The sequence below is a fragment of the Chryseobacterium sp. GW821-FHT04C04 genome, from assembly GCF_059420365.1.
The window spans coordinates 220,203-242,551 of the sequence record NZ_JBWKTO010000004.1 but is presented as its reverse complement, the minus strand read 5'-3'; the positions used below and the strand labels follow the sequence as shown (position 1 = coordinate 242,551).

22 protein-coding genes are annotated in these 22,349 nt (G+C 34.5%); 11 read left to right on the top strand and 11 right to left on the bottom strand.

What is annotated here, in order from left to right:
* Positions 1-7: 7 nt before the first annotated feature.
* Positions 8-1,363, bottom strand: a complete 1,356-nt coding sequence (locus AC07UM_RS14515; RefSeq protein WP_494684262.1) for a deoxyguanosinetriphosphate triphosphohydrolase — start codon at positions 1,361-1,363, stop codon at positions 8-10.
* A 200-nt stretch (positions 1,364-1,563) separates the two neighbouring features.
* On the opposite strand from AC07UM_RS14515, the gene AC07UM_RS14510 reads away from it, so the two are divergent.
* Together AC07UM_RS14510 and AC07UM_RS14505 are read left to right on the top strand one after the other, a co-directional pair.
* Positions 1,564-2,193: a class I SAM-dependent methyltransferase gene (locus tag AC07UM_RS14510; protein ID WP_494683829.1), complete on the top strand. Its 630-nt coding sequence runs from the start codon at positions 1,564-1,566 to the stop codon at positions 2,191-2,193.
* A gap of 90 nt (positions 2,194-2,283) precedes the next feature.
* Positions 2,284-3,018, top strand: coding sequence for a DNA-formamidopyrimidine glycosylase family protein (locus tag AC07UM_RS14505; RefSeq protein ID WP_494683828.1), 735 nt, complete (start codon positions 2,284-2,286; stop codon positions 3,016-3,018).
* A 172-nt stretch (positions 3,019-3,190) separates the two neighbouring features.
* Here AC07UM_RS14505 and AC07UM_RS14500 read toward each other — a convergent pair whose 3' ends face one another.
* Both AC07UM_RS14500 and AC07UM_RS14495 read right to left on the bottom strand, forming a co-directional pair.
* Positions 3,191-3,913 (bottom strand): LytR/AlgR family response regulator transcription factor, encoded by a 723-nt coding sequence (locus AC07UM_RS14500; RefSeq protein WP_494683827.1) that lies wholly within the window; start codon positions 3,911-3,913, stop codon positions 3,191-3,193.
* The gene (locus AC07UM_RS14495) at positions 3,913-4,989 is read right to left on the bottom strand and encodes a sensor histidine kinase (RefSeq protein WP_494683826.1); all 1,077 of its coding nucleotides are present in this window, start codon (positions 4,987-4,989) and stop codon (positions 3,913-3,915) included. Before AC07UM_RS14495 ends, AC07UM_RS14500 begins: the two co-directional genes overlap by 1 nt.
* Positions 4,990-5,181: 192 nt before the next feature.
* Between AC07UM_RS14495 and AC07UM_RS14490 the strand changes: the two genes are divergently transcribed.
* The 3 genes from AC07UM_RS14490 (at position 5,182) to AC07UM_RS14480 (ending at position 7,487) form a co-directional block, all read left to right on the top strand.
* The gene (locus tag AC07UM_RS14490; RefSeq protein ID WP_494683825.1) at positions 5,182-5,622 is read left to right on the top strand and encodes a hypothetical protein; all 441 of its coding nucleotides are present in this window, start codon (positions 5,182-5,184) and stop codon (positions 5,620-5,622) included.
* Positions 5,619-6,590, top strand: coding sequence for a hypothetical protein (locus AC07UM_RS14485; RefSeq protein WP_494683824.1), 972 nt, complete (start codon positions 5,619-5,621; stop codon positions 6,588-6,590). The genes AC07UM_RS14490 and AC07UM_RS14485 overlap by 4 nt, the downstream gene beginning before the upstream one ends.
* A 240-nt stretch (positions 6,591-6,830) precedes the next feature.
* Positions 6,831-7,487, top strand: coding sequence for a glycosyltransferase family 32 protein (locus tag AC07UM_RS14480; RefSeq protein WP_494683823.1), 657 nt, complete (start codon positions 6,831-6,833; stop codon positions 7,485-7,487).
* Here the strand turns inward: AC07UM_RS14480 and AC07UM_RS14475 are convergent.
* Positions 7,484-7,819, bottom strand: coding sequence for a DMT family transporter (locus AC07UM_RS14475; RefSeq protein WP_494683822.1), 336 nt, complete (start codon positions 7,817-7,819; stop codon positions 7,484-7,486). The two genes, AC07UM_RS14480 and AC07UM_RS14475, sit on opposite strands and share 4 nt — an antisense overlap.
* Before the next feature lie 1,173 nt (positions 7,820-8,992).
* Between AC07UM_RS14475 and AC07UM_RS14470 the strand changes: the two genes are divergently transcribed.
* From AC07UM_RS14470 to AC07UM_RS14455, 4 genes are all read left to right on the top strand, one after another.
* On the top strand, positions 8,993-9,712 hold the full coding sequence (locus AC07UM_RS14470) for an AAA family ATPase (RefSeq protein WP_494683821.1): 720 nt from the start codon (positions 8,993-8,995) through the stop codon (positions 9,710-9,712).
* The gene (locus AC07UM_RS14465; RefSeq protein ID WP_494683820.1) at positions 9,709-10,455 is read left to right on the top strand and encodes a YggS family pyridoxal phosphate-dependent enzyme; all 747 of its coding nucleotides are present in this window, start codon (positions 9,709-9,711) and stop codon (positions 10,453-10,455) included. Before AC07UM_RS14470 ends, AC07UM_RS14465 begins: the two co-directional genes overlap by 4 nt.
* A 6-nt stretch (positions 10,456-10,461) precedes the next feature.
* Positions 10,462-10,884 (top strand): hypothetical protein, encoded by a 423-nt coding sequence (locus AC07UM_RS14460; protein ID WP_494683819.1) that lies wholly within the window; start codon positions 10,462-10,464, stop codon positions 10,882-10,884.
* 437 nt (positions 10,885-11,321) lie between these two features.
* On the top strand, positions 11,322-12,194 hold the full coding sequence (locus AC07UM_RS14455; RefSeq protein ID WP_494683818.1) for a hypothetical protein: 873 nt from the start codon (positions 11,322-11,324) through the stop codon (positions 12,192-12,194).
* Between the two features lie 114 nt (positions 12,195-12,308).
* On the opposite strand, the gene gcvP is transcribed toward AC07UM_RS14455, so the two are convergent.
* From gcvP to AC07UM_RS14420, 7 genes are all read right to left on the bottom strand, one after another.
* Entirely contained in the window at positions 12,309-15,167 is a 2,859-nt protein-coding gene (gcvP, locus tag AC07UM_RS14450) for an aminomethyl-transferring glycine dehydrogenase (RefSeq protein ID WP_494683817.1), read from the bottom strand.
* A gap of 617 nt (positions 15,168-15,784) precedes the next feature.
* The gene (locus AC07UM_RS14445) at positions 15,785-16,432 is read right to left on the bottom strand and encodes a J domain-containing protein (protein WP_494683816.1); all 648 of its coding nucleotides are present in this window, start codon (positions 16,430-16,432) and stop codon (positions 15,785-15,787) included.
* A 375-nt stretch (positions 16,433-16,807) separates the two neighbouring features.
* Entirely contained in the window at positions 16,808-17,449 is a 642-nt protein-coding gene (locus tag AC07UM_RS14440; protein WP_494683815.1) for an alpha/beta hydrolase, read from the bottom strand.
* A 141-nt stretch (positions 17,450-17,590) separates the two neighbouring features.
* The gene (locus tag AC07UM_RS14435) at positions 17,591-17,848 is read right to left on the bottom strand and encodes a hypothetical protein (RefSeq protein WP_494683814.1); all 258 of its coding nucleotides are present in this window, start codon (positions 17,846-17,848) and stop codon (positions 17,591-17,593) included.
* 92 nt (positions 17,849-17,940) lie between these two features.
* Positions 17,941-18,273 (bottom strand): hypothetical protein, encoded by a 333-nt coding sequence (locus AC07UM_RS14430; protein WP_494683813.1) that lies wholly within the window; start codon positions 18,271-18,273, stop codon positions 17,941-17,943.
* A gap of 11 nt (positions 18,274-18,284) precedes the next feature.
* Complete coding sequence (locus AC07UM_RS14425) at positions 18,285-18,839, bottom strand: RNA polymerase sigma factor (RefSeq protein WP_185145132.1); 555 nt, start codon at positions 18,837-18,839, stop codon at positions 18,285-18,287.
* Positions 18,840-19,054: 215 nt separating this feature from the next.
* Positions 19,055-20,092: an aspartyl protease family protein gene (locus AC07UM_RS14420; protein WP_494683812.1), complete on the bottom strand. Its 1,038-nt coding sequence runs from the start codon at positions 20,090-20,092 to the stop codon at positions 19,055-19,057.
* 149 nt (positions 20,093-20,241) lie between these two features.
* Here AC07UM_RS14420 and AC07UM_RS14415 point away from each other — a divergent pair, with 149 nt between their 5' ends.
* On the top strand, positions 20,242-21,651 hold the full coding sequence (locus AC07UM_RS14415; RefSeq protein ID WP_494683811.1) for a sensor histidine kinase: 1,410 nt from the start codon (positions 20,242-20,244) through the stop codon (positions 21,649-21,651).
* Positions 21,641-22,330, top strand: coding sequence for a response regulator transcription factor (locus tag AC07UM_RS14410; protein ID WP_494683810.1), 690 nt, complete (start codon positions 21,641-21,643; stop codon positions 22,328-22,330). The genes AC07UM_RS14415 and AC07UM_RS14410 overlap by 11 nt, the downstream gene beginning before the upstream one ends.
* The last annotated feature ends 19 nt before the right edge of the window (positions 22,331-22,349 follow it).

Below are 22,349 nucleotides of genomic sequence, written 5' to 3'. Positions count from 1 at the left end.
ATAGAATTTACATGGTCATCCCGATGTCTATTCCTTTGATTTTTCTATATAAATCCGTAGCATAATTATCTGTCATTCCGGAAACAAAATCTATGATTCCAAGGACTTTCTGATAGTCTGTTCCATTTTCGTAGACGAATTGTTTTGGAAGCAGTTTCAATGCTTTCTTATCATACGACTTTCTTTCATCTTCCGGTTTTAGGATGGATGGGATGAAATGATCCAGCAATTCATACATTACATTATACCCTGCATTTTCAATTTCCACAACCGCTTTATGATTATAAATTTTTTCCACCGAAAAACTGGCAATATCTTGTAATGCTTTATTTTCGTTTTTATAGATATCAAGCAGACCGTTATCAAGATTTCCTTCAAGAATCGTTTCAAAGTTATGTTTATACATCTCAATAGATTTATTGATTAATGCATTGATTACTTTTGCTCTTAAATAAGAAATCTGTTCATTCTCGTTAGAGATAGAATTTAGTTTTGTTTCGATTCTTTGAACATCATCTGTTTCAGATTTTACCAGTTCGAAAAATAGATTTTTACAATCTGCAGTTGAAACAATGCCCAATCGGTGGGCATCTTCCATGTCGATGATATTATAACAGATGTCATCCGCAGCTTCTACTAACCATACAAACGGATGTCTCTTGAAAATATGAGGTTCTTCACATTCAGAAATAAGCTGGGTTCCTTTGGCAATTTCCAGGAAAATATCTTTTTCATTCTGGAAAAACCCGAATTTCTTTCTGTGAATGATTCCTTTTTTCTTGGCTACTGCCTCACATGGATATTTTGCAATACTTGCCAGCGTTGAAAAAGTAAGCTGAATACCTCCCGCATCTTTTCCCTGCTGCTGCTGTGCCAGTACTCTGATCGCATTGGCATTTCCCTCAAAGTTGACCAGATCTGCCCACTCCTTTTCATTGAACTTTGACTTCAGATCTTTCTCATTTCTTTCAAAATAGCTTGCAATAGCATCTTCTCCGGAATGCCCGAAAGCAGGATTTCCCACATCATGACATAAGCATCCAGCCGCAATTACATTTCCTAAATTATAGAGATAAAAATTCTTTGAATCTTCAGTAAGTTCACTTTTAAAATCTTCTGCAATAAATTCACCAATAATACTTCCTAAACTTCTTCCTACAGATGAAACTTCCAGGGAATGAGTAAGTCTGTTGTGTACAAAAACACTTCCGGGAAGAGGAAAAACCTGGGTTTTGTTCTGTAACCTTCTGAAAGCAGAAGAGAAAATAATTCGGTCAAAATCTCTTTGAAAATCAGTTCTTGAAGCCCTAGTCTGTGGATTGTTTCCTGTACGTTGATTGGTGAAAATCTGGTTTAAATTCATCATTTTTCAAAATTACTCCAAATTTTAATTGTACGGAATAGTATTTAGATTTTTATTAGAGAGATCTGTCATTCAAAAAATCTATTATAGTAAACGTTTTTCAGGGATCGGAAAGCTTCAGGAAATATTCTACATTTGATACAATTAATAAGCGGAAGAATATTCATCATTCTTCTTTTAAATTTTAAATTCTTTTTATCATGACAGACAATACATGGCTCAACAGATGGGATGACAGATACAGCAACGAAGAGTTTGCGTATGGAACAGAACCGAATAATTATCTGAAAGAGCAACTGGTTCCATTAAAACCCGGCAAAATACTTTTCCCTGCAGAAGGTGAAGGGCGAAACGCTGTTTTTGCAGCAACACAAGGATGGCAGGTTTCAGCTTTTGATATCAGCTCAAATGGACGCAATAAAGCATTACAGCTTGCCGAACAATTGCAAACGACCATTGATTACAAGGTGGGAGAGCTTTCTACCTTGAATTACCAGCCTGAGCAATTTGATGCCATTGCGCTGATCTACGCTCATTTTCCTGCAGACATTAAGTCTTCAATCCATCAAATGCTGGATCAATACTTGCGTAAAGGAGGATTTATTATTTTTGAAGCATTCAGTAAAAGTCATCTTGAATATATCGCAAGAAATGAAAAGGTAGGCGGCCCCAAGGATATTGAATCATTATTTTCTATTGATGAGATCAAAGCTGATTTTCCTGATTATCAAATTATTGAATTAGCAGAAACAGAGATAGAACTCAATGAAGGGCTATTTCATAATGGGACGGGTTCAGTGATCCGATTTGTAGGACAAAAACTCGTCTGACTCTATTGTGAATAGGTTTATTTTGGGATAAAACTTTAGATTTTATCCAATTATGGAATATTATTTGAATCTTTATCTCAAAATAAACGTATGCCTGAAGGTCCATCCATCATATTAATGAAAGAAAGCCTGCAGCCATTTGCAGGTCAGCAAGTGACAGAAGTTTCAGGAAATGCCAAATTCGAAAAAGAGGTGTTCATTGGTCAATCTCTCCTTGAAATCCGGACTTTTGGAAAACAGACTTACCTTATTTTTGAAAAATCAGCCATTCGTATCCATTTATTAATGTTTGGCTCTTACAGTATTAATGAGCAGACCAAACCGGATAAAAGCCTGCGTTTAGCACTATTTTTCTCTACCGGAAGCATCTATTTCTACACTTGTTCTGTAAAATCCGTACCTCTTGAATATCTTTCCACCATTGATTGGGAAGCTGATATAATGAGTGATCAGTGGAATTCTAAAAAAGCTGAAGAGAAATTAAAATCCAATCCGAAAATGATGGTCTGTGATGCTTTGATGAATCAGGATATTTTTTCGGGAGTCGGAAATATTATTAAAAATGAAGTCCTTTTCAGAATCGGAGTTCAGCCGGAAAGTCTGTTGGGTAATCTTCCTGCTAAAAAAAGAAAAGAACTTATTGCCGAAGCCAGAAATTACAGTTTTGATTTTCTGAAATGGAAAAGAGAATTTGTTTTGAAAAAGCACTGGCTGGTTCATACCAAATCCGTTTGTCCGGTATGTGGGCAGAAACTTATCAAAAAACAAACGGGGGTCGGAAAAAGGAGAAGTTTCTTTTGTGAAAAGGATCAGAAGCTTTATTAAAATAAATGATGACATTCCAAGTTTTGGCTAAAGCCGTTGATGGATTTGATTTATTTAAACGGGCTGAAGCCCGTTTCTATTGAATACATTTTTCCCCATTGATATTACACATTTTTTCACAGATGATGTATATCTTTAGTTTGTATCAGAAACTCTGATTATTACTCATCTATCAGTCTGAATTCAGGAGTCCTCCCGCAAATTTTGTGAAAAAATCGGCTCTATATACTTCACCAAGGGGAATTTCGAAGTCTTCGATATAGATATTATGATTGTCAAATGAATCAATATAATTCATGTTCACAACGTATGATTTGCTGACTCTTATAAAGGTTTCACCGGAAATTTTCTGATGAATGGTTTTCAGATTCATCGCAGTGATCAGTTTCTGCTGCTGGGTATGAATGACCACATAGTCTTTAAGACCTTCTATAAACTTAATGTCTGAAAAACTGATTTTATAAAATCTTCGCTCTGCTTTGATGAATAAAAAGTCTGCAGTATTAGATTCTACTGTATTCTTCACCGTATCTTTAGACAAAAGCTCAGTGTAAAGTAATGCTTTATCAATCGCTTTTTCCAATCTTTGGGGATCAATGGGCTTCAGAAGATAATCTACAGCTTCCAGTTCATAACTCTTCAATGCATATTGAGAATAGGCAGTTGTAAAGATGACCAGTGATTTTTTAGGAAGCATTTCTACAAACTCAAGGCCTGTTACCATGGGCATTTCTATATCGAGGAAAATAAGGTCTACGTCATTATCTTTAAGAAACTCAAGGGCAGCGGGTGCATTGGAAAACTCACCAAGGATATCAATACTGGAAATTTCGGCAATCAACGATCTCATTTCGGATCTTGCCAGAGGCTCATCATCAACTATAATACAGTTCATCACACGGGAATTTTTAATTTTACACTATATTCTTTATCACCTGATTCTATCTGCAGGTTAAAAGTCCCGCCATAAAGAAGTTCCAGTCTTCTTGTGATATTGGCGAGCCCAAGTCCGCTATTTTTTTTGTCCGAAACAACATAGCCGGCACTCCTTGAATTGACACATCTAAAATAAAGCTGTTTATCCTCGATATTGATGTCTATTTTCACATAAGACTCTTCTCCACTGAGGTCTACACTGTGCTTAACCGCGTTTTCAACGAAAGTAGTAAATAGGTTTGGAGGAATAAAGGTACTGTTAACTGTTCTTTTATCAGCATCTGTCTGAATATCAAAAGAGAAGTTGTCACGTCTTATTTTTTCAAGGTTTAAAAAATTGGACAGAAAATCAATTTCTGAAGTTAGTAACGTTTTTTCTTCACTGTTTTCGTATAGCTGATATCTTAGAAATTCAGAAAGTTTTACAATGACCACCGATGCTTTTGCCGGATCTGTTCTGATGAGTGCTTTTACATTATTCAGCATATTAAACAGAAAATGCGGGTTGATCTGATTTCTAAGCTCATTCAGTTCCATATTCAGGGTAAGATTGCTTAGTTCATTGATCCTTTTATTATCACTGATCCATTTCTGTAAAAGCTTTACCGTAGTCGTTGTCATAATAATCGGAATACACATCAGAACACCTTCATAGATTCCTCCTTTTTCATTTTCTTTAAGAATATTTTTTATTCTGAATTCTTCGAAGAATAATCTAAAACTATACCCTATAAAATTGAGTCCCACTACTCCCATCAAAACAAGTAAAACAAGATAGGTGACGTATTTTGTTTTAAAGAAGAATCTGGGAACCAATACATATATATTAATGTAAACCATTGTAATCAAAATAGTATATACAAAAAACAGAACGTAATATTGATAGATTCCCGAGTACCAATGCCAGAACCTTGCACTGTAGAGCAAAAAGAAAAAAAAGACCAGAAACAGCAGATGTCTTTGAAATCTATACTTCCCTTCCACCAAAAAATCCATTACAAAGGTTTCTTCAAATTTCCACGGGCTGTATTTCATATTCTGGGCTCATTTTATCATTAACAAAAATAGACAATAACGTAATTTACAACTATTTTATTATACAAAACCTGCATTTTATTATACGAATTATTTACGGTCAGGGTTTTGTATAAAATACCTGCCATTTTGTATAAAAACAAATTCGGGCGCTTCTTTTCTATATTCCTTTGCATTGTTAAATGAATGCATATGGAATTGACCGCTTTTCACGAATTGACCCAGGAAATATCATTAGAATGTTTCTTTATGACAGAATCCCAACAGGAAGAAAAAGTAATACAGCTCATTGATTTACATCATTTTGTAGAATGTTTTGACCCAAAAATAAAAATCCTCAGCTACCTCCACCATCCTATCAATATTGTGGAACATCAGAATGGTAAAAAAGGAATCCTGTTTTGTGATCTGAAATACTCTGCTGTACCTGACAGTAATGCTTCTGAAGAGTTTAGAAGAAGATACGATCTCTCAGAACTCTGGTTTGTATTTGTAGAAGAAACCTATATTCAGGATACCTCCGGATATACTGATACTATCATTGAAAACAGTCTGGACATTTTCTATGACAAAATTTTTTCATTTAATTTTTTTCAATCGATCATTCACCCCCTTACAATAAACTGCCCATGAAAACATTGAGAAGAGCACTTATCCCTTTGGCGCTGCTCCCTTTTAAAAGTATCATGTATGCTCAAAAAAAAGACAGTATTCCTCTGAAGGTCCGGGCTTTTTATGCTGATAAAATCCCACAGTCGAGAAACTTCAATATTGAGTATATATTGGTTACCCCCTCTTCATTCTCGTCACAACTTCACGGACAGGATCTGCCGGATAACAAGGTAAAAAGCTTCCAACAAGTGAAAGCGGATGCTAATATCTACTTTATCAAGAAGAAGAGCTGGCTTTTGAGCACTGCCTTGAACTATCGTTACACCTCGATCAGTAATGAAAATCCGGTAATCCCAGGAACTGAAACGGAGGAAAACTTTCACTATCATTCGGAAGCTATTAATCTAGTCTATTTTTCAAGGCTATTTAAGAAGACAGCAATATATTCGGCCAATATTTCTGTAGATGGAAGTGATCAGCATTTTGAACGGATAAGAGGATTGGTAACGGCTTCTTTAATTTTAAAAGCAACTCCAAAAACAAAAATGTCCCTCGGACTGGCTGGTATTATTGATCCCAGTAGCCAAATTCCTGTCCTTCCTATTTTCACTTTAGAAAACAGATTCAACAACGGATGGGTTCTTGACATTCTGCTTCCGAAAAAAGTATTGGTCAGAAAAGATGTTTTCTCCAACGGAAGAATTTCGCTGGGAACAGAAATGGACAATACATCCTTTTATACTTACCGGAATAATACTACTTACGAATTCCGGCAGGTTGCTCTCAACTCGGGAGCGATCTATGAGCATAATCTGGGTGGAAATTTCATAGGAACTTTTAAAACAGGACTTAGAGCAAATATCAATTCCAGAGCATTTAATAAGCAGGACTCTTTTAATGATTATATATGGAAAGGCACTTATAAACCTTCGTTCTATTTCAATGTGGGAATTTCTTATAATCCTTTTGAAAAACGAAGAGTAAAATAAGATCAATCGATAGTTCAATGTTAAAGTTTTCTAGCTCATTATCAGGATCTGAAAAAAAATATTAAAAAAAAATTAAAATTTCTATCTATTGGGATTTAACCATTCATCCAAAATACAATCAAAACTTCAGAAACACAAATTAAGAGTATTCTCATTCATGAAAAATCTTATTACCAATTATGCGAATGGTTTATTAAAATGATTTCGGGATTTTCCTTTAAGAATTGAATAAAATTGAATATGGCAGTACCTAAACAGATATTTCAGACTTTTATAACTAAAAAACTTCCTCTGATTACGCGTTATCATATCTGGAATATGAAAAGAAAAAATCCGGAATACAAGTATTACTTTTATGATGATCAGGACATAGAAAAATTTCTCACAGAAGAATTTCCTCCTGAATATATTGAAACTTATCGTAAACTGAGAATTGGTGCTTCAAAAGCTGATTTTTTCAGATATGCTGTTTTATATAAGAAAGGAGGCATATATCTTGATATCGACAGCAGTATTATCAAACCGTTCAGAGAATTGGTTAAAGAAAACGATGAAGCTGTAATCAGTGTAGAAAGACACGAAAATCTGTATGTCCAATGGGCACTTATTTTCAATAAAAATCATCCTTTTCTAAAGAAAACATTAGAATTGATGATTGATAATATAAACAGTCACCGCTATCCCCATAATATACATGCTACTACAGGTCCTACCGTATTCAGTAAAGGGATAAGAAAATCATTAGAGGAAAATCCTGCAATTCCCTTTACATTATTTGGCGGCATTGAGTTCCGTGGCTATTTAAAGTTCAAATATAAGCTGGGAAAGTTTTTTTTATACAAAACAAGGTCTCAACATTGGAAACAGATGCAAAAGCATCAGGAGATTATTTTTTAATGAGTACCCATTTTTGAAAATACATTAATAATAATCACGCCTAGGACAATCAGAACAATACCAATAATCGCAGGCAGATCAGGAATCTGTTTGAATGCTATTACCCCAATCATCGTTATAAAGACAATGCCGACTCCGGACCAGATCGCATAGGTAATTCCTACAGGGATCTGGCGAAGGGTAAGGCTCAGAAAATAAAAAGCACACGCATACCCGATTACGGTTATTAAAGACGGCCACAACCTGGAAAACTCCTCGGATTTTTTCAGGAAAGAAGTAGCGATTATTTCAAATACAATTGCCAGCGCAAGAAAAACATAACTACGTCCCATACATTCATTCTTTCTACAAAAGTAGCAAAAGCATTCCGGTAATTCCCAAAAAGGAAAGAGGGATTATTCCTTCTTTACTCCACAGATGGCAAGTGTTGGTCTGCTCTTTCTTATTCTATAAAAATCCAGCGTTCTCAAAACGTCAGTAATCCAGCAATGGTTCTCACAGACACTTGAATGATTTAAGTGTCTTATTTTTAGTTATATCTATTTTTTAAAAGAGGTATGTGATCAGAAAAAATAAGCCAATAGGTAAGTTTATTTTTCAGTTATGGCATAAAAATAATATTTCTCCATGTCATGAAATGTGACAGCTGACAAAAAATCCAAAATAAAAACGAGGGTTAAAAATAAATTTTCTTAACATAAAAATCAATTTCAGGTGAATAATATACATTCAAGAAATATGGTTTACAATGATATTATGCTACGCATTATTTATTATTTGTTTTATCAACTCCAATATAGAAGTCGAAAAACGATTAACATTTTCACATAATTTTACAGATAGAATAATAAAAGTGTTAATAAATTTTCAATAATGTATTAATTTAATGTAAACAAATTTTCATCAATAAGGGAGCAACAACCCTCGTAATACACTGATAAACATCATAATATTTTACTTTGGCACGTGATTTGAAAGTAGTAATATTGCAATTGAAAGATTGATAAAATAAAGTCAAATAATTAAAAATAATACAAAATGATAACTTATATCGGAATCGCAACAGGTCTAGTAGTAATCGCTTCATATCTTATGACAGTAAGAAGAGAAAGAAACTAATTCTAAATAAAACAAGCCTATAGAATATCTATACTAATTATATTGTTTTATGTTTTTAGTCTGAGAGATCAGATTGCTCTTTTACTCATTGGGTAAAAGGGCCCAAAAACATAAACAAAAAGATCTTAGTTTCACAACAAATTTTTATATCCAAATGAATAAAGCCGTTCGCAAGTCCGGCTTTATTTTTGTTTTACAACTGAGAACCTCATCTTTTTTAATCCCAGATTTCTATGGATATTTTCAAGTCGTTCTATTCTGTATGAAAGTGTATATATTATATTCACAATTCATTACGAACCTCTTTCTGGCCTAGCGGTTTATTATTATTCAGGATTTCTTTCAGCATTTAATAAAGTTTTATCTTTGCTTATTTAATTGTCATTATGAATCTGTATAATCTTATTATTCAAGATAAAGAAGAGGTAACCCTTAATGAAGTATTTCTCGATAAAAACAGCAAGGAGCAGCTTGTACAGCTTATCAAGGAAAACACCTATGTTAAAGAACTGCAGGAGTACGGTCTTCCTGTTAATAATAAGATTCTGCTTCAGGGAAGTTCAGGATGCGGAAAAACAATGACAGCAAAGGCGATTGCCAATGCCTTAGGTAAAAATATCATTATCCTGAATCTGAGTAATATTGTTTCATCACGTATTGGTGAAACCTCCCAGAATATTAAAATGATCTTTGATAAAGCCGCCAGAGAAAGATCTGTACTTTTTCTTGACGAACTGGATCAGATCGGGAAAGCAAGAGGCAGTGATGATAAAGATGTGGGCGAAATGAGAAGACTGGTTAATACTTTGATTCAATTGATTGATTATTATCCTGAAAATTCACTTTTAATCTGCGCCACCAATCATCCTGAAATTATTGATACTGCTCTATTAAGACGCTTCCAGTTAAAGATCAATTATGAAATGCCTTCTGCCGAGATCCTGGATACTTTCTATGATCAATTATTAGTTCAGTTTCCCGAAGATATGAGAACGGTTGAAAGAAAGTATTCTATTTCTTTTGCCGAAGCAAAGGACCATGCTCTAACAGCGGTTAAAGCGGCTTTAATCAAAAAACTGGAAGCCAAAGAAACAATGTCATCATGAAAGAAGATATTCTCCACAACCTCTCCGTCATCAACGACCGGATAAGAAGTGCCTGTGAAAAATCCGGAAGGAATATTGATGAAGTAAAGCTATTACTGGCCATCAAAACAGTTTCTGCAGAGCGTATCAAAATCGCTTTGGAACACTCCCAGACTTTAATTGCTGAAAACAAAGTACAGGAATTGAAGGAGAAATATGATGACTTAAAGAATACCCCTCATGAAAACCACTTTATAGGACATCTTCAGACCAATAAAATCAAAGATATTCTGAAATATGATGTGATCTGCGTTCAGTCTCTAGATCGGCTGGAACTGGCCGAAAAGCTCCACCAAAGACTTTTGGCAGAAAACAAAACGATTGATGTCTTGATTCAGGTGAATACCTCAAATGAAGAAAGCAAGTTCGGAGTTGATCCCAGTGAAGCGATTGAACTGACCCGAAAAGTTGCCGGCTTCCCTACCTTGAAAATAAAAGGATTAATGACAATCGGCCTGTTCAGTGCAGAAACTGAGAAAGTAAGATCGTGCTTTAAAATTCTGAAAAATATTCAGCAGGACATTATACAGGAAAATATTTCCAATGTGGAAATGAAAGAACTTTCCATGGGAATGAGCGGAGACCTGGAAACAGCTATTGAAGAAGGAGCCACGATTGTACGGGTGGGGACGGCTGTTTTTGGCGCGAGAATCTATCCGGACAGTTATTATTGGAATGAGGGTAAAGCAAGCAAAAAAGCATAAAATTACATGTTTCCATTTACTTATACTTTTGAAAGAGAAATCATCAATGATAAAACATCTTATCAGGTTATTTATGTAGTACACAATCTATTAAAAGAAAAAAATGTTCAAAATATTCTTTGCGGACCGGAGTTTATTTCTTTCAGTGAAGGTCTTTTCACAGAAAGATCCAATTGGCATTATTTATCTCTAATTGATAATGGGAAATTCACTTATAATGAAAACAACAAAACACTTACTTACCAAGTAAAGCTATGGAAGTTAAACCTTTTTTCGCTTATTTTTTTCATTATTACCATGGCTAATTTTAACAATTTCTTCGGTAATCTGTTTCCTTTTTCAGTACTTTTGATCAATCATTTACTTTGCTATTTTGGAAACCGGGGATTGATAAAAAAAATTGTCCATAAGATTAACTATTTGTCCTAATTCTTTACGTTAAATCATTTACTGCCAGCCAATCAATATGTTCAAAACCCTTTAAACAAAGGATTTTTTAGTCTACAAATTCGGTATACTTTTTGATGTAAAACTTTAAGAACCAAACAAATACATGTATGACAAAAAAATTACTCTCGGGCTGTCTATTTATAGCAGTATTATTCTTTTATTCTTGTGAAAAAGAAAACACACAGATGAAAAGTGGAATTTCAATTGAAACCATTTCAATTATTACCTGCGTCACAATGGGCGTCGCCATCATTTTGGCCTACAGCTTTAAAAGAAGATAACAAACCAGAATTTAAATACTAAGGCACCTCTCAATTTTGGGAGGTGATTTTATTTTTAAAATAGCAATTAAATGACTGGCATTTCATTAAAATATAATAAATTTCAAAAAATTTCCTTCCGCAACTAATAAACCTATGAAAAAAATACCTCTGGCAGTAATCTTTCCTTTACTTGTCCTTAACTGTACTCAAAAGCAGGAAGCTAAAAAAGAAGAGATAATTCAAATTCAGAATACAAATAAAGAAGAAGTAGTAGTAAAACCTAAAGTCCCTATCTCATTTAAATATCTTACAGATTATCCGGCAATTAAAGATTCTTCGAGGTTTATTCCAAATCTTAGACAGGCCTTTGATCTTCATATTCATGAAAGCCCGTCTCAGCAGGAAAGTGAAAAAATAACAGTATTCAGGAAAGTAAAGATCAATGGTTCACATCAGGATTATTATTTTATTGAGTATGACTGGAAGGCTGGGTCTACTTCACAATACCCTTGGAAATACCAGTTATTATTAACGAAAAATGGGAAGCTGGTCAAAACATTCGCTGCTGAACGATATGAATTTGTTTCTGTTTTCCCAAAAGAAAACCCATTTTTACTGGCAACTATTGTAACAGGACATGGAAATGGCGGACATGAGCTTTATAAGGTAACAGCAGATTCTTTGGAAAATGTGTATGAAGGATATTATGAATATAGCCTTAGGACTTATGATGCTCACGAAGACAGCAAAATATATGAGCCTAATGAGCTAAAATTAAAAGCAAAAGACTTCAATAATGATGGTTTAAACGATATTGCTTTCACGGGAAAATTAGTATTGATTCAGGGACAGACTCCATCTGGAGATTGGTATGATTCAACAATTATTAATGGCAAAAAGTTTACTTATTCTGTGAACAATCCTTTCAAAAAGATTCCTGTAGAATACGTTTTTCTTTATAATAAAAAATCAGGGCACTTTAAAGCAAAAGAACACTATATTGAAAAATATAAATTGTTTGATTAATAAACTAAAATTGACTTTTCCGAGTTAAAGATTGCTTCGCTTTGCTCGCAATGACTATAAAACAAAAATCCCTCTCATTACTGAAAGGGATTTTTTATGTTAAAAAAACTGAGATTACATATAAGCTTCAATAGGCTCACAAGTACAAACTAAGTTTCTGTCTCCGTAAGCTTCATCTACTCTTGCTACAGTAGCGAAGAATTTGTGGTCTCTTACCCACTCTAGCGGATACGCTGCCTTTTCTCTGCTGTATGGTTTATCCCAAGAATCTGAGATCACCAATTGTTCTGTGTGAGGAGCATTTTTCAATACGTTGTTCGCTGCATCTGCTTCTCCGTTGGCAATTTCATCAATTTCTTTTTTGATAGAGATCAATGCTTCTGCAAAACGGTCGATTTCAGACTTGCTTTCAGATTCTGTAGGCTCAATCATCAATGTACCTGCAACCGGGAAAGAAACCGTTGGAGCATGGAAACCATAATCCATTAATCTCTTCGCCACATCTGCCACTTCAATTCCTAAAGATTTGAACTGACGGAAATCTACGATACATTCGTGAGCTACTCTTCCATTCTCGTTTGAATATAAGATTGGGAAGTGCTCTGCTAAAATTTCTTTCAGGTAGTTCGCATTCATGATCGCATGTCCTGTAGCCTTTTTCAACCCTTCAGTTCCTAGCATCTTGATGTAAGAATAAGAAATGTTAAGGATCAATCCTGAACCGTACGGTGCAGCAGAAATACCTTCAATCGCTTCTTTAGATCCGATTCTGATATTTGCGTTAGAAGGAAGGAAAGGTACTAAGTGTTTAGCAACACAGATAGGACCTACTCCAGGACCTCCACCTCCATGAGGAATTGCGAAAGTTTTGTGAAGGTTAAGGTGGCAAACGTCAGCTCCGATATTTCCAGGGCTTGTAAATCCTACCTGAGCGTTCATGTTGGCACCATCCATATATACCTGTCCTCCATGCTCGTGGATAAGGTTGGTAATTTCTTTAATGTTGGCATCAAAGAATCCGTAAGTAGACGGATATGTAATCATTACAGCTGATAAGTTTGCTGAATGAAGTTCTGTTTTAGCTTTAAGATCTTCGAAGTCGATTTCACCGTTTTCAAGGTTTTTCACAACAACAATTTTCATTCCTGCCATAGCAGCAGAAGCCGGGTTTGTTCCGTGTGCAGACTGAGGGATCAATACTACATTTCTGTGGTGGTCTCCTCTTGAAATGTGATATTCTCTGATAACCATTAATCCTGCATATTCTCCCTGAGCTCCGGAGTTAGGCTGAAGAGAAGTACCGGCAAAACCTGTAATTTCTGCCAAATCTTTCTCCAGTTCACGAATCATTTCCTGATACCCTTCAGCCTGGTTAACGGGTACAAATGGGTGAACAGCTCCCCAATTCTCCCATGAAAGCGGTAACATTTGAGTTGCTGCGTTTAGTTTCATCGTACAAGATCCTAAAGAAATCATAGAGTGTGTCAATGATAAATCTTTTCTCTCAAGACGCTTGATGTAACGCATCAATTCTGTTTCCGTATGGTATTTGTTGAAAACTGATTCTGTAAGAATTTCGTCTTTTCTTAAGTTTTCTTCAGGAATGCTGTATCCTTCTTTTATTTCTAATTTGAAAGTCTGCTTGTCTTTAAACTGAGCGAAAGAAGCCATCAGATAGTTTAATTTCTCTAATGTTGTACTTTCGTTGATCGCAATACTTACTACCCCTTCTGTGAAATAGTTAAGGTTAAGTCTATGATCCTGCATCAATCTTATTAATCTTGCTTTCTCATCTTCAGACATCGTCATTTTCACCGTATCGAAGATAGGTTCTTCTACGGTCTGATATCCTAATGCTTTAAGACCATTCTTCAAAGCGTTTGCTTTAAAGTGAATCTGATCTGCGATATAGTTTAATCCTTTTGGACCGTGGTAAACAGCATACATTCCAGCCATTACTGCCAAAAGAACCTGAGCTGTACAGATATTTGAAGTTGCTCTTTCTCTTTTGATATGCTGCTCTCTTGTCTGTAAAGCCATTCTTAATGCACGTTTTCCGTACATATCCTGAGAAACCCCGATAATTCTTCCCGGAATATCTCTTTTATAATCTTCTCTACAAGCGAAGAATGCAGCGTGAGGACCTCCGTATCCTAATGGAATACCAAATCTCTGTGTAGTTCCTACTGCACAGTCTGCTCCCATTTCTGCCGGAGACTTTAGTTTCACCAAAGCCATCGGATCACAAGCAACTGCTACCTGAAGGTCTAATTTTTTATAGTCTACGATATCTTCTGTGTAATCTAAAACGATTCCGTTTTTACCAGGATATTGTAGTAAAACACCGTAATAAGAACCATCAAACTGATGCGCTTTATGATCTCCTACTACGATTTCGATTTCTAATCCTTCAGCTTTTGTTTTTAATACAGAAACTGTTTGAGGAAGAACAAGATCAGAAATGAAGAATTTATTCGCTCCTGCTTTTTTCTGGTCTTTCGTTCTGTTGTTGAAGAACATGTGCATCGCCTCAGCAGCTGCAGTAGATTCATCCAGCAAAGATGCATTAGCCAATGCAAAACCTGTAAGATCACACACTACAGTCTGGAAATTAAGAAGAGCTTCCAGTCTTCCCTGTGCAATTTCTGCCTGATACGGAGTATAAGCCGTATACCAGCTGGGGTTTTCAAAAATATTTCTTTGGATTGCTGAAGGCAAAAGGGTATTATGGTATCCAAAACCGATATAACTTGTATAATCTGTATTTTTTGATGCCAATTCTTTTGAGTGGTTCAACATTTCGTATTCAGAAAGCGGTTCTGAGATCTCAAGATCTTTCTCTAAACGGATAGAAGATGGGATGGTCTGAGAAATTAACTCTTCAATACTAGAAACGCCAAGTTTTTCCAACATCGCCTGCTTATCGGCTTCATTAAGGGAAATGTGACGGCTCACAAACTGTTCTGTATTCATTTTTATTTATTAGATTTTGTTTGTAAAAAGATTCGTAAAATTACATTTTTTTGAACGATTGTACAAGAGGATTCCATGAGTGATAATTCACAAAAACAATGAAGCCATTCGACCTACTCTATTTTTAATAAACTTCTGGCAAAGTTCATGTTAGTTTAAATAAAGATCACCGCTATTCCGTGCATAATATGTAAGAAAAGTATCAATTTATTTCCAATAAAATAGTTGTGTATTAATTTAACAAGACTGCAAACTATTAGTAATCTTCTCTTTCTATCAAATTCGCTTTTATTTACTTAAAACCTAAGCTTAACTTCAATTTTTGGAGAACATAACAAGCAATCTGGTAAAGAATCAGGCTTTGTTTTTCCCTTGTAAAAGCGGGTTTCCGGTGGTATCCATCAGGGATTATGAATTTTATGAAATTTTATTAATTATATTTATTCTAAATTAATATATTTGCAACATGAATATGATTGTACCATTTAAAGTAGCGCCTTTGGCTCCTTACTCATTCAAAAACGAAGAGATGTTCTGTGAAAAGAAATCTTGCTGCAAAAAGTTCAAAAAAGGGAAAAGATGCAAAAAATGTCCGGGAAGAAAAAAAATGGCTTAGGCTAACCAAAGCTTCGGATTAACATATATATAGCAATTGCTATTATAATAATCCCCCAAATCAGCATCATTATTTTAGGCTGTCCATACCTGTTCATTACTGTTCTGGGTTGTGGTTTCAACATTTCTTCTACAGTGCTTTTGAACTTCTCAGAATCGTTTTCAAAAACCTCTGTAATGGTAATTCCCTGAACCACTGTTTTGTGCAAAAGAGAATTTGTTGCATGAAGCAAAAGCTGGAATTTTCCATCTTTAAATTCTGTGATCTTAAAGATCCTTTCTCCATACGGCTTTTCTAATCCGAAAGGCAATACTTTCACTACATCCGCATTGCTCGTCTGCCAGTTGATGATAATCTCCTCTCCTTTTTTCGCATGAATTTTATTCGCTGTAAAAGTTTTGATAACCGGTGGAATATTATATCTGAAACTTCGCTGATGATTTTCAAGATTTTGATCATAAGCACGTCTTCTGACAGAATCACTTAAGGTTTCATAAGCTTCCTGAATCTCACGGAATCGGTCTGCAAAAAAATCATCATTGTCATTTTTATCAGGATGATATTTTAAAGATAGTTTTCGATACGCTTTTTTGACGTCTTCTTCAGAAGCATCCTGGGAAATACCGAGAAAATAGTAGTAATCTTTCATTGAGCATTACAAAAATAAGGATTTATTTTTCTTTGTGTTTGATATTTCCAACAAAAATTTTGTTGAAAATATAGCTCAAAAAAGTCATTGCGAACTGAAGGTGAAGCAATCTCAATACAGCTCGTAATCTATTGGTTGAAAAATGCAAGGGCGCCAAGTTTTTTTAGCTACCTGAATATTTTTAAGACGCAAAAATTTTATCTCCGATAAAATTGTACTTCTCTAAAAGTGAAATGGAGATTTCAACGGCACTTTTGTCATTCCGGGCATAGCAAGGAATCTCAACTTCGATTAGAGGTATTTCCCGAAGATCACGAAGATCATTTCGCAACAACTTCAATGATAACCACTAAAAGGTAATAGACTTACCAATACCTATTTACGAGAAATCCAATCCTTAGTAGGGATAACCCAATCGTTGAGAGATTTAAACAGAAAACCATGATTCAATCCTGTGTTCAGCTCTATTTCTTTAAAATCCTTAATATTGGATCTGATCAACCTTTGTTCCTTCGATAACGGCACATGTCCATCATCTGATTTCTCCGTAATGGAAAGAATTCTTCCATAAAGCTTAAAGTTTTTATTTTTTTCCAAAGAATCATCTTTGAAGCTCGCTCCAATAATCACAAATTTCAATTGTGGATTTTTCTCATAAAAAGATACATATTGTGCAATATATCCTCCCTGAGAGGTGCCAACTACTGTAATTCTTCCGGCCGGAATTCCTTTTTTCATGAGGCTGTCAATCTGTTTCTTCACTTTCTCAGCATAAACCGATGGTTCTGTATCAGCTTTTCTTTTCTCAGAAATAACAATGGTGTTTTGATCTCTTAGTTTATGAAGTATTGTTTCATATTCTGCGACACCATATTTTGGGTGTTTTTCCTCAAAAGAATGGTCTTCCAGGAATTTATTGTGCAAAAAGAAAATATATTCTTTTTGCTTCGAGTTTTGTCCATTAATGATGATCGAGAAAAACGATAATATTGTAATAGAGGTATTCTTGAGTTTCATAATAACCGGAAATAGCTTTTAATAACAAGCAAATGTAGTGTTAAAAAGCATTTTTAAGAACTATTTTAAATAAAAAACTCCGGCGCGGGAAGCTTTGCTTCCCGCGCCGGAGTTCAACAATTTCAATTTAGTTTTTACTTCTTATGCTTCACAGGTATTATCCTTTTTACAGCATCTTGAATGGAATTCTTTTTTGAATTTCCCTTTCAGTTCCTGGTAGTCTTCCTCATTCATTTCTCTGATCTTATCTGCCAGTCCGAAAGGTGATTTTTCTTTGATTCCATACTCATCAAAAATACTTTTGATAAATCTTTTTCTTTGTACTGCTTTTTTAGCAATTAATGCTACACCCACAACGGCTAGTGCTCCGAGAGCTCCTTTTAATGCTGAATTTTTCATTTTTTCTAAATTTTAAATTTTACTACTTCTTGTTTTTTATAAAGACGAATGAATTGTAATTTTACTTTACTACTTCTTTAAAGTTTTTTAAATTATTCGTTGTTTCTGTTGAAGAATCCTCCTGAGCATTTATTTCTCCAAACTTCCTTAAATTTTTCTCTTTCCTCAGGGGACCAGCTTGCCATTCTTTCTCTCATTTTTCTTTCCTTGAAGTCTTTCATTCCTTTACCGAAATGGAAGCCTCCAAAAAGAATTTTACTAAGGATCAGTATTCCCATTGCCTGCCAGAATGTAATTGTTTTTACTCCTAAAATTTCAGGAAGAAGGCAATTCCAAAGCAGCATCACAATCCATGTAACTGCAGCTAAGATTACTGGTGGACATAACAATAAAAAAATCCAACCCTTCTTGTGTCTATAATTCATAATTTCTTTTTCTAACTTTTTAAATCTTCGTATAACTTTCTCAATCGGTTTCTCAAGTGCTTCACAGCATAGTTTTTTCTACTGATGATGGTCTTGATATTTTCTCCCTGTTCATCGGCGATCTCCTGGAGGGTTTTGTCGTTCAATTCATTTTCTACGTAGACCAGCCTTTGTTTTTCGGGAAGTTCATCAAGTGCTTCAAACAGTTTTTTCCAGATCTCATCCTGAAACATCTTCACTTCAGGGCCAGCGCTCTCATCCATCAAAAGAATATCCTTGATAGAAAAACTGCCGTCTTCATCCTCATATACGAAATCTTCAAGATTTTCTGTTTTCTTTTTACGGTAACGGTCTGTGATTTTATTTGCCGTCACCCTGTATAGCCAGCCTCCAACATTTACGATTTCAGAAATATTCGTAAGGCTACTGAACTGATACCACACCTCTTGTAGAATATCTTCCGCATCCTCCGTGTTTTTCACTTTGGGACGAATATAAGACATCAGCTTTCCTCCGTAGTTGGAAACGGTCTGTGAGATGATGCTTTCTTTCTCCTTCTGTGGCATTGTTATTTTTTCGACAACCTCCATATTGTTATGACGGCTATCCTTTTGGTTTTACTTTAATAAATTTAAAATATTTTTCTTATAAATCAATTTTTCTTTTATTCATAGTATTTATAAGCTGTACATTCTTTAACCATTAAAATAATATTATTTGTAAACAAGAAAAACAAAAGCGGCACTTGCCGCTTATTTTAACCTATGGAAACCTATCTTAACTATTTTCCGTTTACTAAAAAGTCATAAAAAGGAGAATACATAAGATCATTAGGTTCCAGATACATTATATTTCTTTTCAGATCTAATGTCATATTAAAACGTTTCAAAAAGTTGTTTCCTAAGACACCATCCATCTTCTCACTAGCCTGAACACCACTGCTAATGGTTGAAAATGCTCCTGGAATTAAGGGTAAACAATAATCACCGATCTTAATTTTATCAAACTTTACATTATAAAGTTTTCCCACTTCAGCAGAAGTACCAACAATTGTAGATGTCGCAAATGAAGGAATACTATTTAGCAAAGCATGTTTCTTTACAAAAGGAGTATTCAGATCCAATACCCTATCTGAACCTGTATCAACTTCAAGAGACACTTCATATACACGAGCATTTATAGTGACAGGAACCGTAATGGTGGGAACCCCTAATAGGTATTTGATCTCGAATGCTATTTCTCCTTCATCTGGATGATAATCAGAATCATATAAAAATATTTTTTTCTTTTTGTAATCAATTTTTGTAATATTCCTTTTGATAAAATCTAATCCAATAACTCCGTCCCAAAAATCAGCAGGATAAGGAATGGCAACAAAATTTACATTTTCAATGACCTTATGACCAATTTGGAATTTATTTTTTGTACTGAACTTTACATATTCGGAACTTGTTGCTCCTGTATTGAGAACATCTTTATCATAATCCAGGTTGATTTTATGAGAGGAATTAGGATTAAAAACCATATCAGTAGCCCCTGTATCAAATAAGAATTTGAGTTCTTCACTATCATTTATTTTTCCTTTAACATATATTCTATTATCTGTACCTATCTCAAAATCAATAGAATCAAAAGGAAGTACAGGATTGGTTTTAAGTTTATACCGACTGTCTAAGGTCTTATTAGAGTTTAATTTTTCAAATTTCTTTTTAGGAGAAGCTACTTCGGAACGATGATGGTGTCGAATTTGTTGTTTTTGCGCCTGATCTGCAGTACTAAAAAGTAAAGCAATCATTACACTGATCATTTTTAAATTCATTTTGAATGTATATTTAAGATTGGGAGCAAAATTCCTGAAGAAAAAGGAAAATAAAGGTTATCACAAAGTTATGTAGTGTTAAATAGTGTTATCCTATCGATCTTTTGTACCTAATAATGCGTAATTTCGAGAGAGTAAAAAAAAATAATATGCGTCAATTCTTAATACGTTTTGGAAAACCACTGTTTATTATTACAACCATTATCATACTTGTCTTTCAGGGATATTGGGTAATAAACAGCTTTCAAAATAAAAGAAAAGAGTTTCTTGAACAGACTAAATTTGAAATGACCCAAATTCTATTTAACAATTTGGTAAGAAATTCTGATGGTGACAAAAAAAAGCTGGATTCTATATTTGGTGAGGGAAAAATACGGTTCGATTTATATCCTAATTTGAATTCTCAGAATTTTGTGGCACAAACGGTTAAAAATGGAACGAAAACGAAAACTAAAGCGAATAAAAAGAAAACGAGTACTGAGCTTTTAAAAATTGAAATTAAGAAGGATACTCTTTATAAAACATCCTCTTTTGATCCTAACAGCAATGTTATGGACAGGATATTATATAAAGATATTAAAACATCAATTCCGGAATTATCCAATGAAGAAGTAGTTATTTATCATGAAAATGCAATCTCCAAACGCACCTATCCCCTAAATCTTCCTATTAAAGAAAAAAATACGACGGGCAAAGTTACCCCTTCCAATGATGACAATACCTATCGCATTCATATCGATCATCTAACAAGAATCATCATCATGAATAAGATGCCGGGGATCATTCTTTTCTCCATCCTTTATATTATTCTCTTTATCGGTACTTTTTATATTCTTTACAGTACTTTACTCCTGAACCAAAAGGTGTTAAAAAATAAAGAAATCTTTACAAGAAATATGACCCATGAATTAAAAATCCCTATTTCTACTTTACTGATTACTGCAGAAGGATTGGAAAAACATAATATTGTCATGGAACCAGAAGGTGCCAGAAAATATGCTACAATTATCCAAAAAGCGGCTCAACAGCTTTCATTTTTAGTAGATTCAATACTCAAAAATGCCAAAGCAGAGGACACAAAAGATAAACAGCTAACCACTGGAATTCATTTATTAAGTTTACTTGAGGAAACAAAAAGTATGTTATCAACTATTATCAACAGCTATGAAGCAACTATTCTATTTCAAGAAGTTGATAAATCTATTTATATCAAAGGAAACGCTGAACAACTGAAACAAGTTTTTCTAAATCTGATTGACAATTCTTTAAAATACTCAGAAAAAAAACCAGTAGTTATTATTTCAGCAAAACAAATAGGAAAAAAGACAATAATTCTGGTTAAAGACAATGGAATAGGAATTCCCAGTGAATATTCTGATGAAATTTTTGAACCTTATTTCAGGATCAGTAATGATGACCTGCATGATGTAAAAGGTTTTGGGCTTGGTCTGAGTTTTGTGAAAAAAACTTTAAAAAATCAAGGAGGAAGCATCAGAGTTTTGAAGCCTGAGGGTGAAGGTTCCTTAATAGAAATCAAAATAGTAGCCTATGAGCCTTAAAATAAAAATACTATACCTTGAAGATGATCCATTATTAGGAGAAGTCACAGCTGATATGCTTACCAGAGATCATTTTTCGGTAACATGGGTTACCAATGGCATAGATGGGTTGGAAGCGATCCATAATGAAAACTTTGACATTGTAGTCGCCGATATTATGATGCCGAAACTGGATGGTTATACTTTTCTCAAAACACTAAGAGAACAGGGGAACAGCATTCCTTTGATTCTTCTTTCTGCCCGTGTATTAACAGAAGATGTATTAAAAGGGTTTGAAATTGGTGCCGATGATTATATGCGAAAACCTTTCAGCATAGAAGAATTAGCCGCAAGAATTTACCGTTTGGTTAAGAATGTATCTGCTCCATCTGCTAATCCTGAAAAAGTAATTGCCATCGGAAATTATAAATACAATTCTGCCACATACAAATTAAGCCATAAAGAAAAAGAAATCAGCCTATCTCCCAGGTCAGGTGAAATTCTTTATCGCTTAGCAACGAATAAAGATGGCATTCTTTCCAGGAAAGAAACATTACTCGAGCTTTGGGGAGACGATAATTTTTTTAACGGACGAAGTTTGGATGTTTTCATCTCCAAATTGCGGAAACAGCTTGCCGATGATCCAAGAATAAGCATCATCAATATAAGAGCTACCGGATATAGGTTAATAATAGACTAATAAAAAACTGCTATTGAAT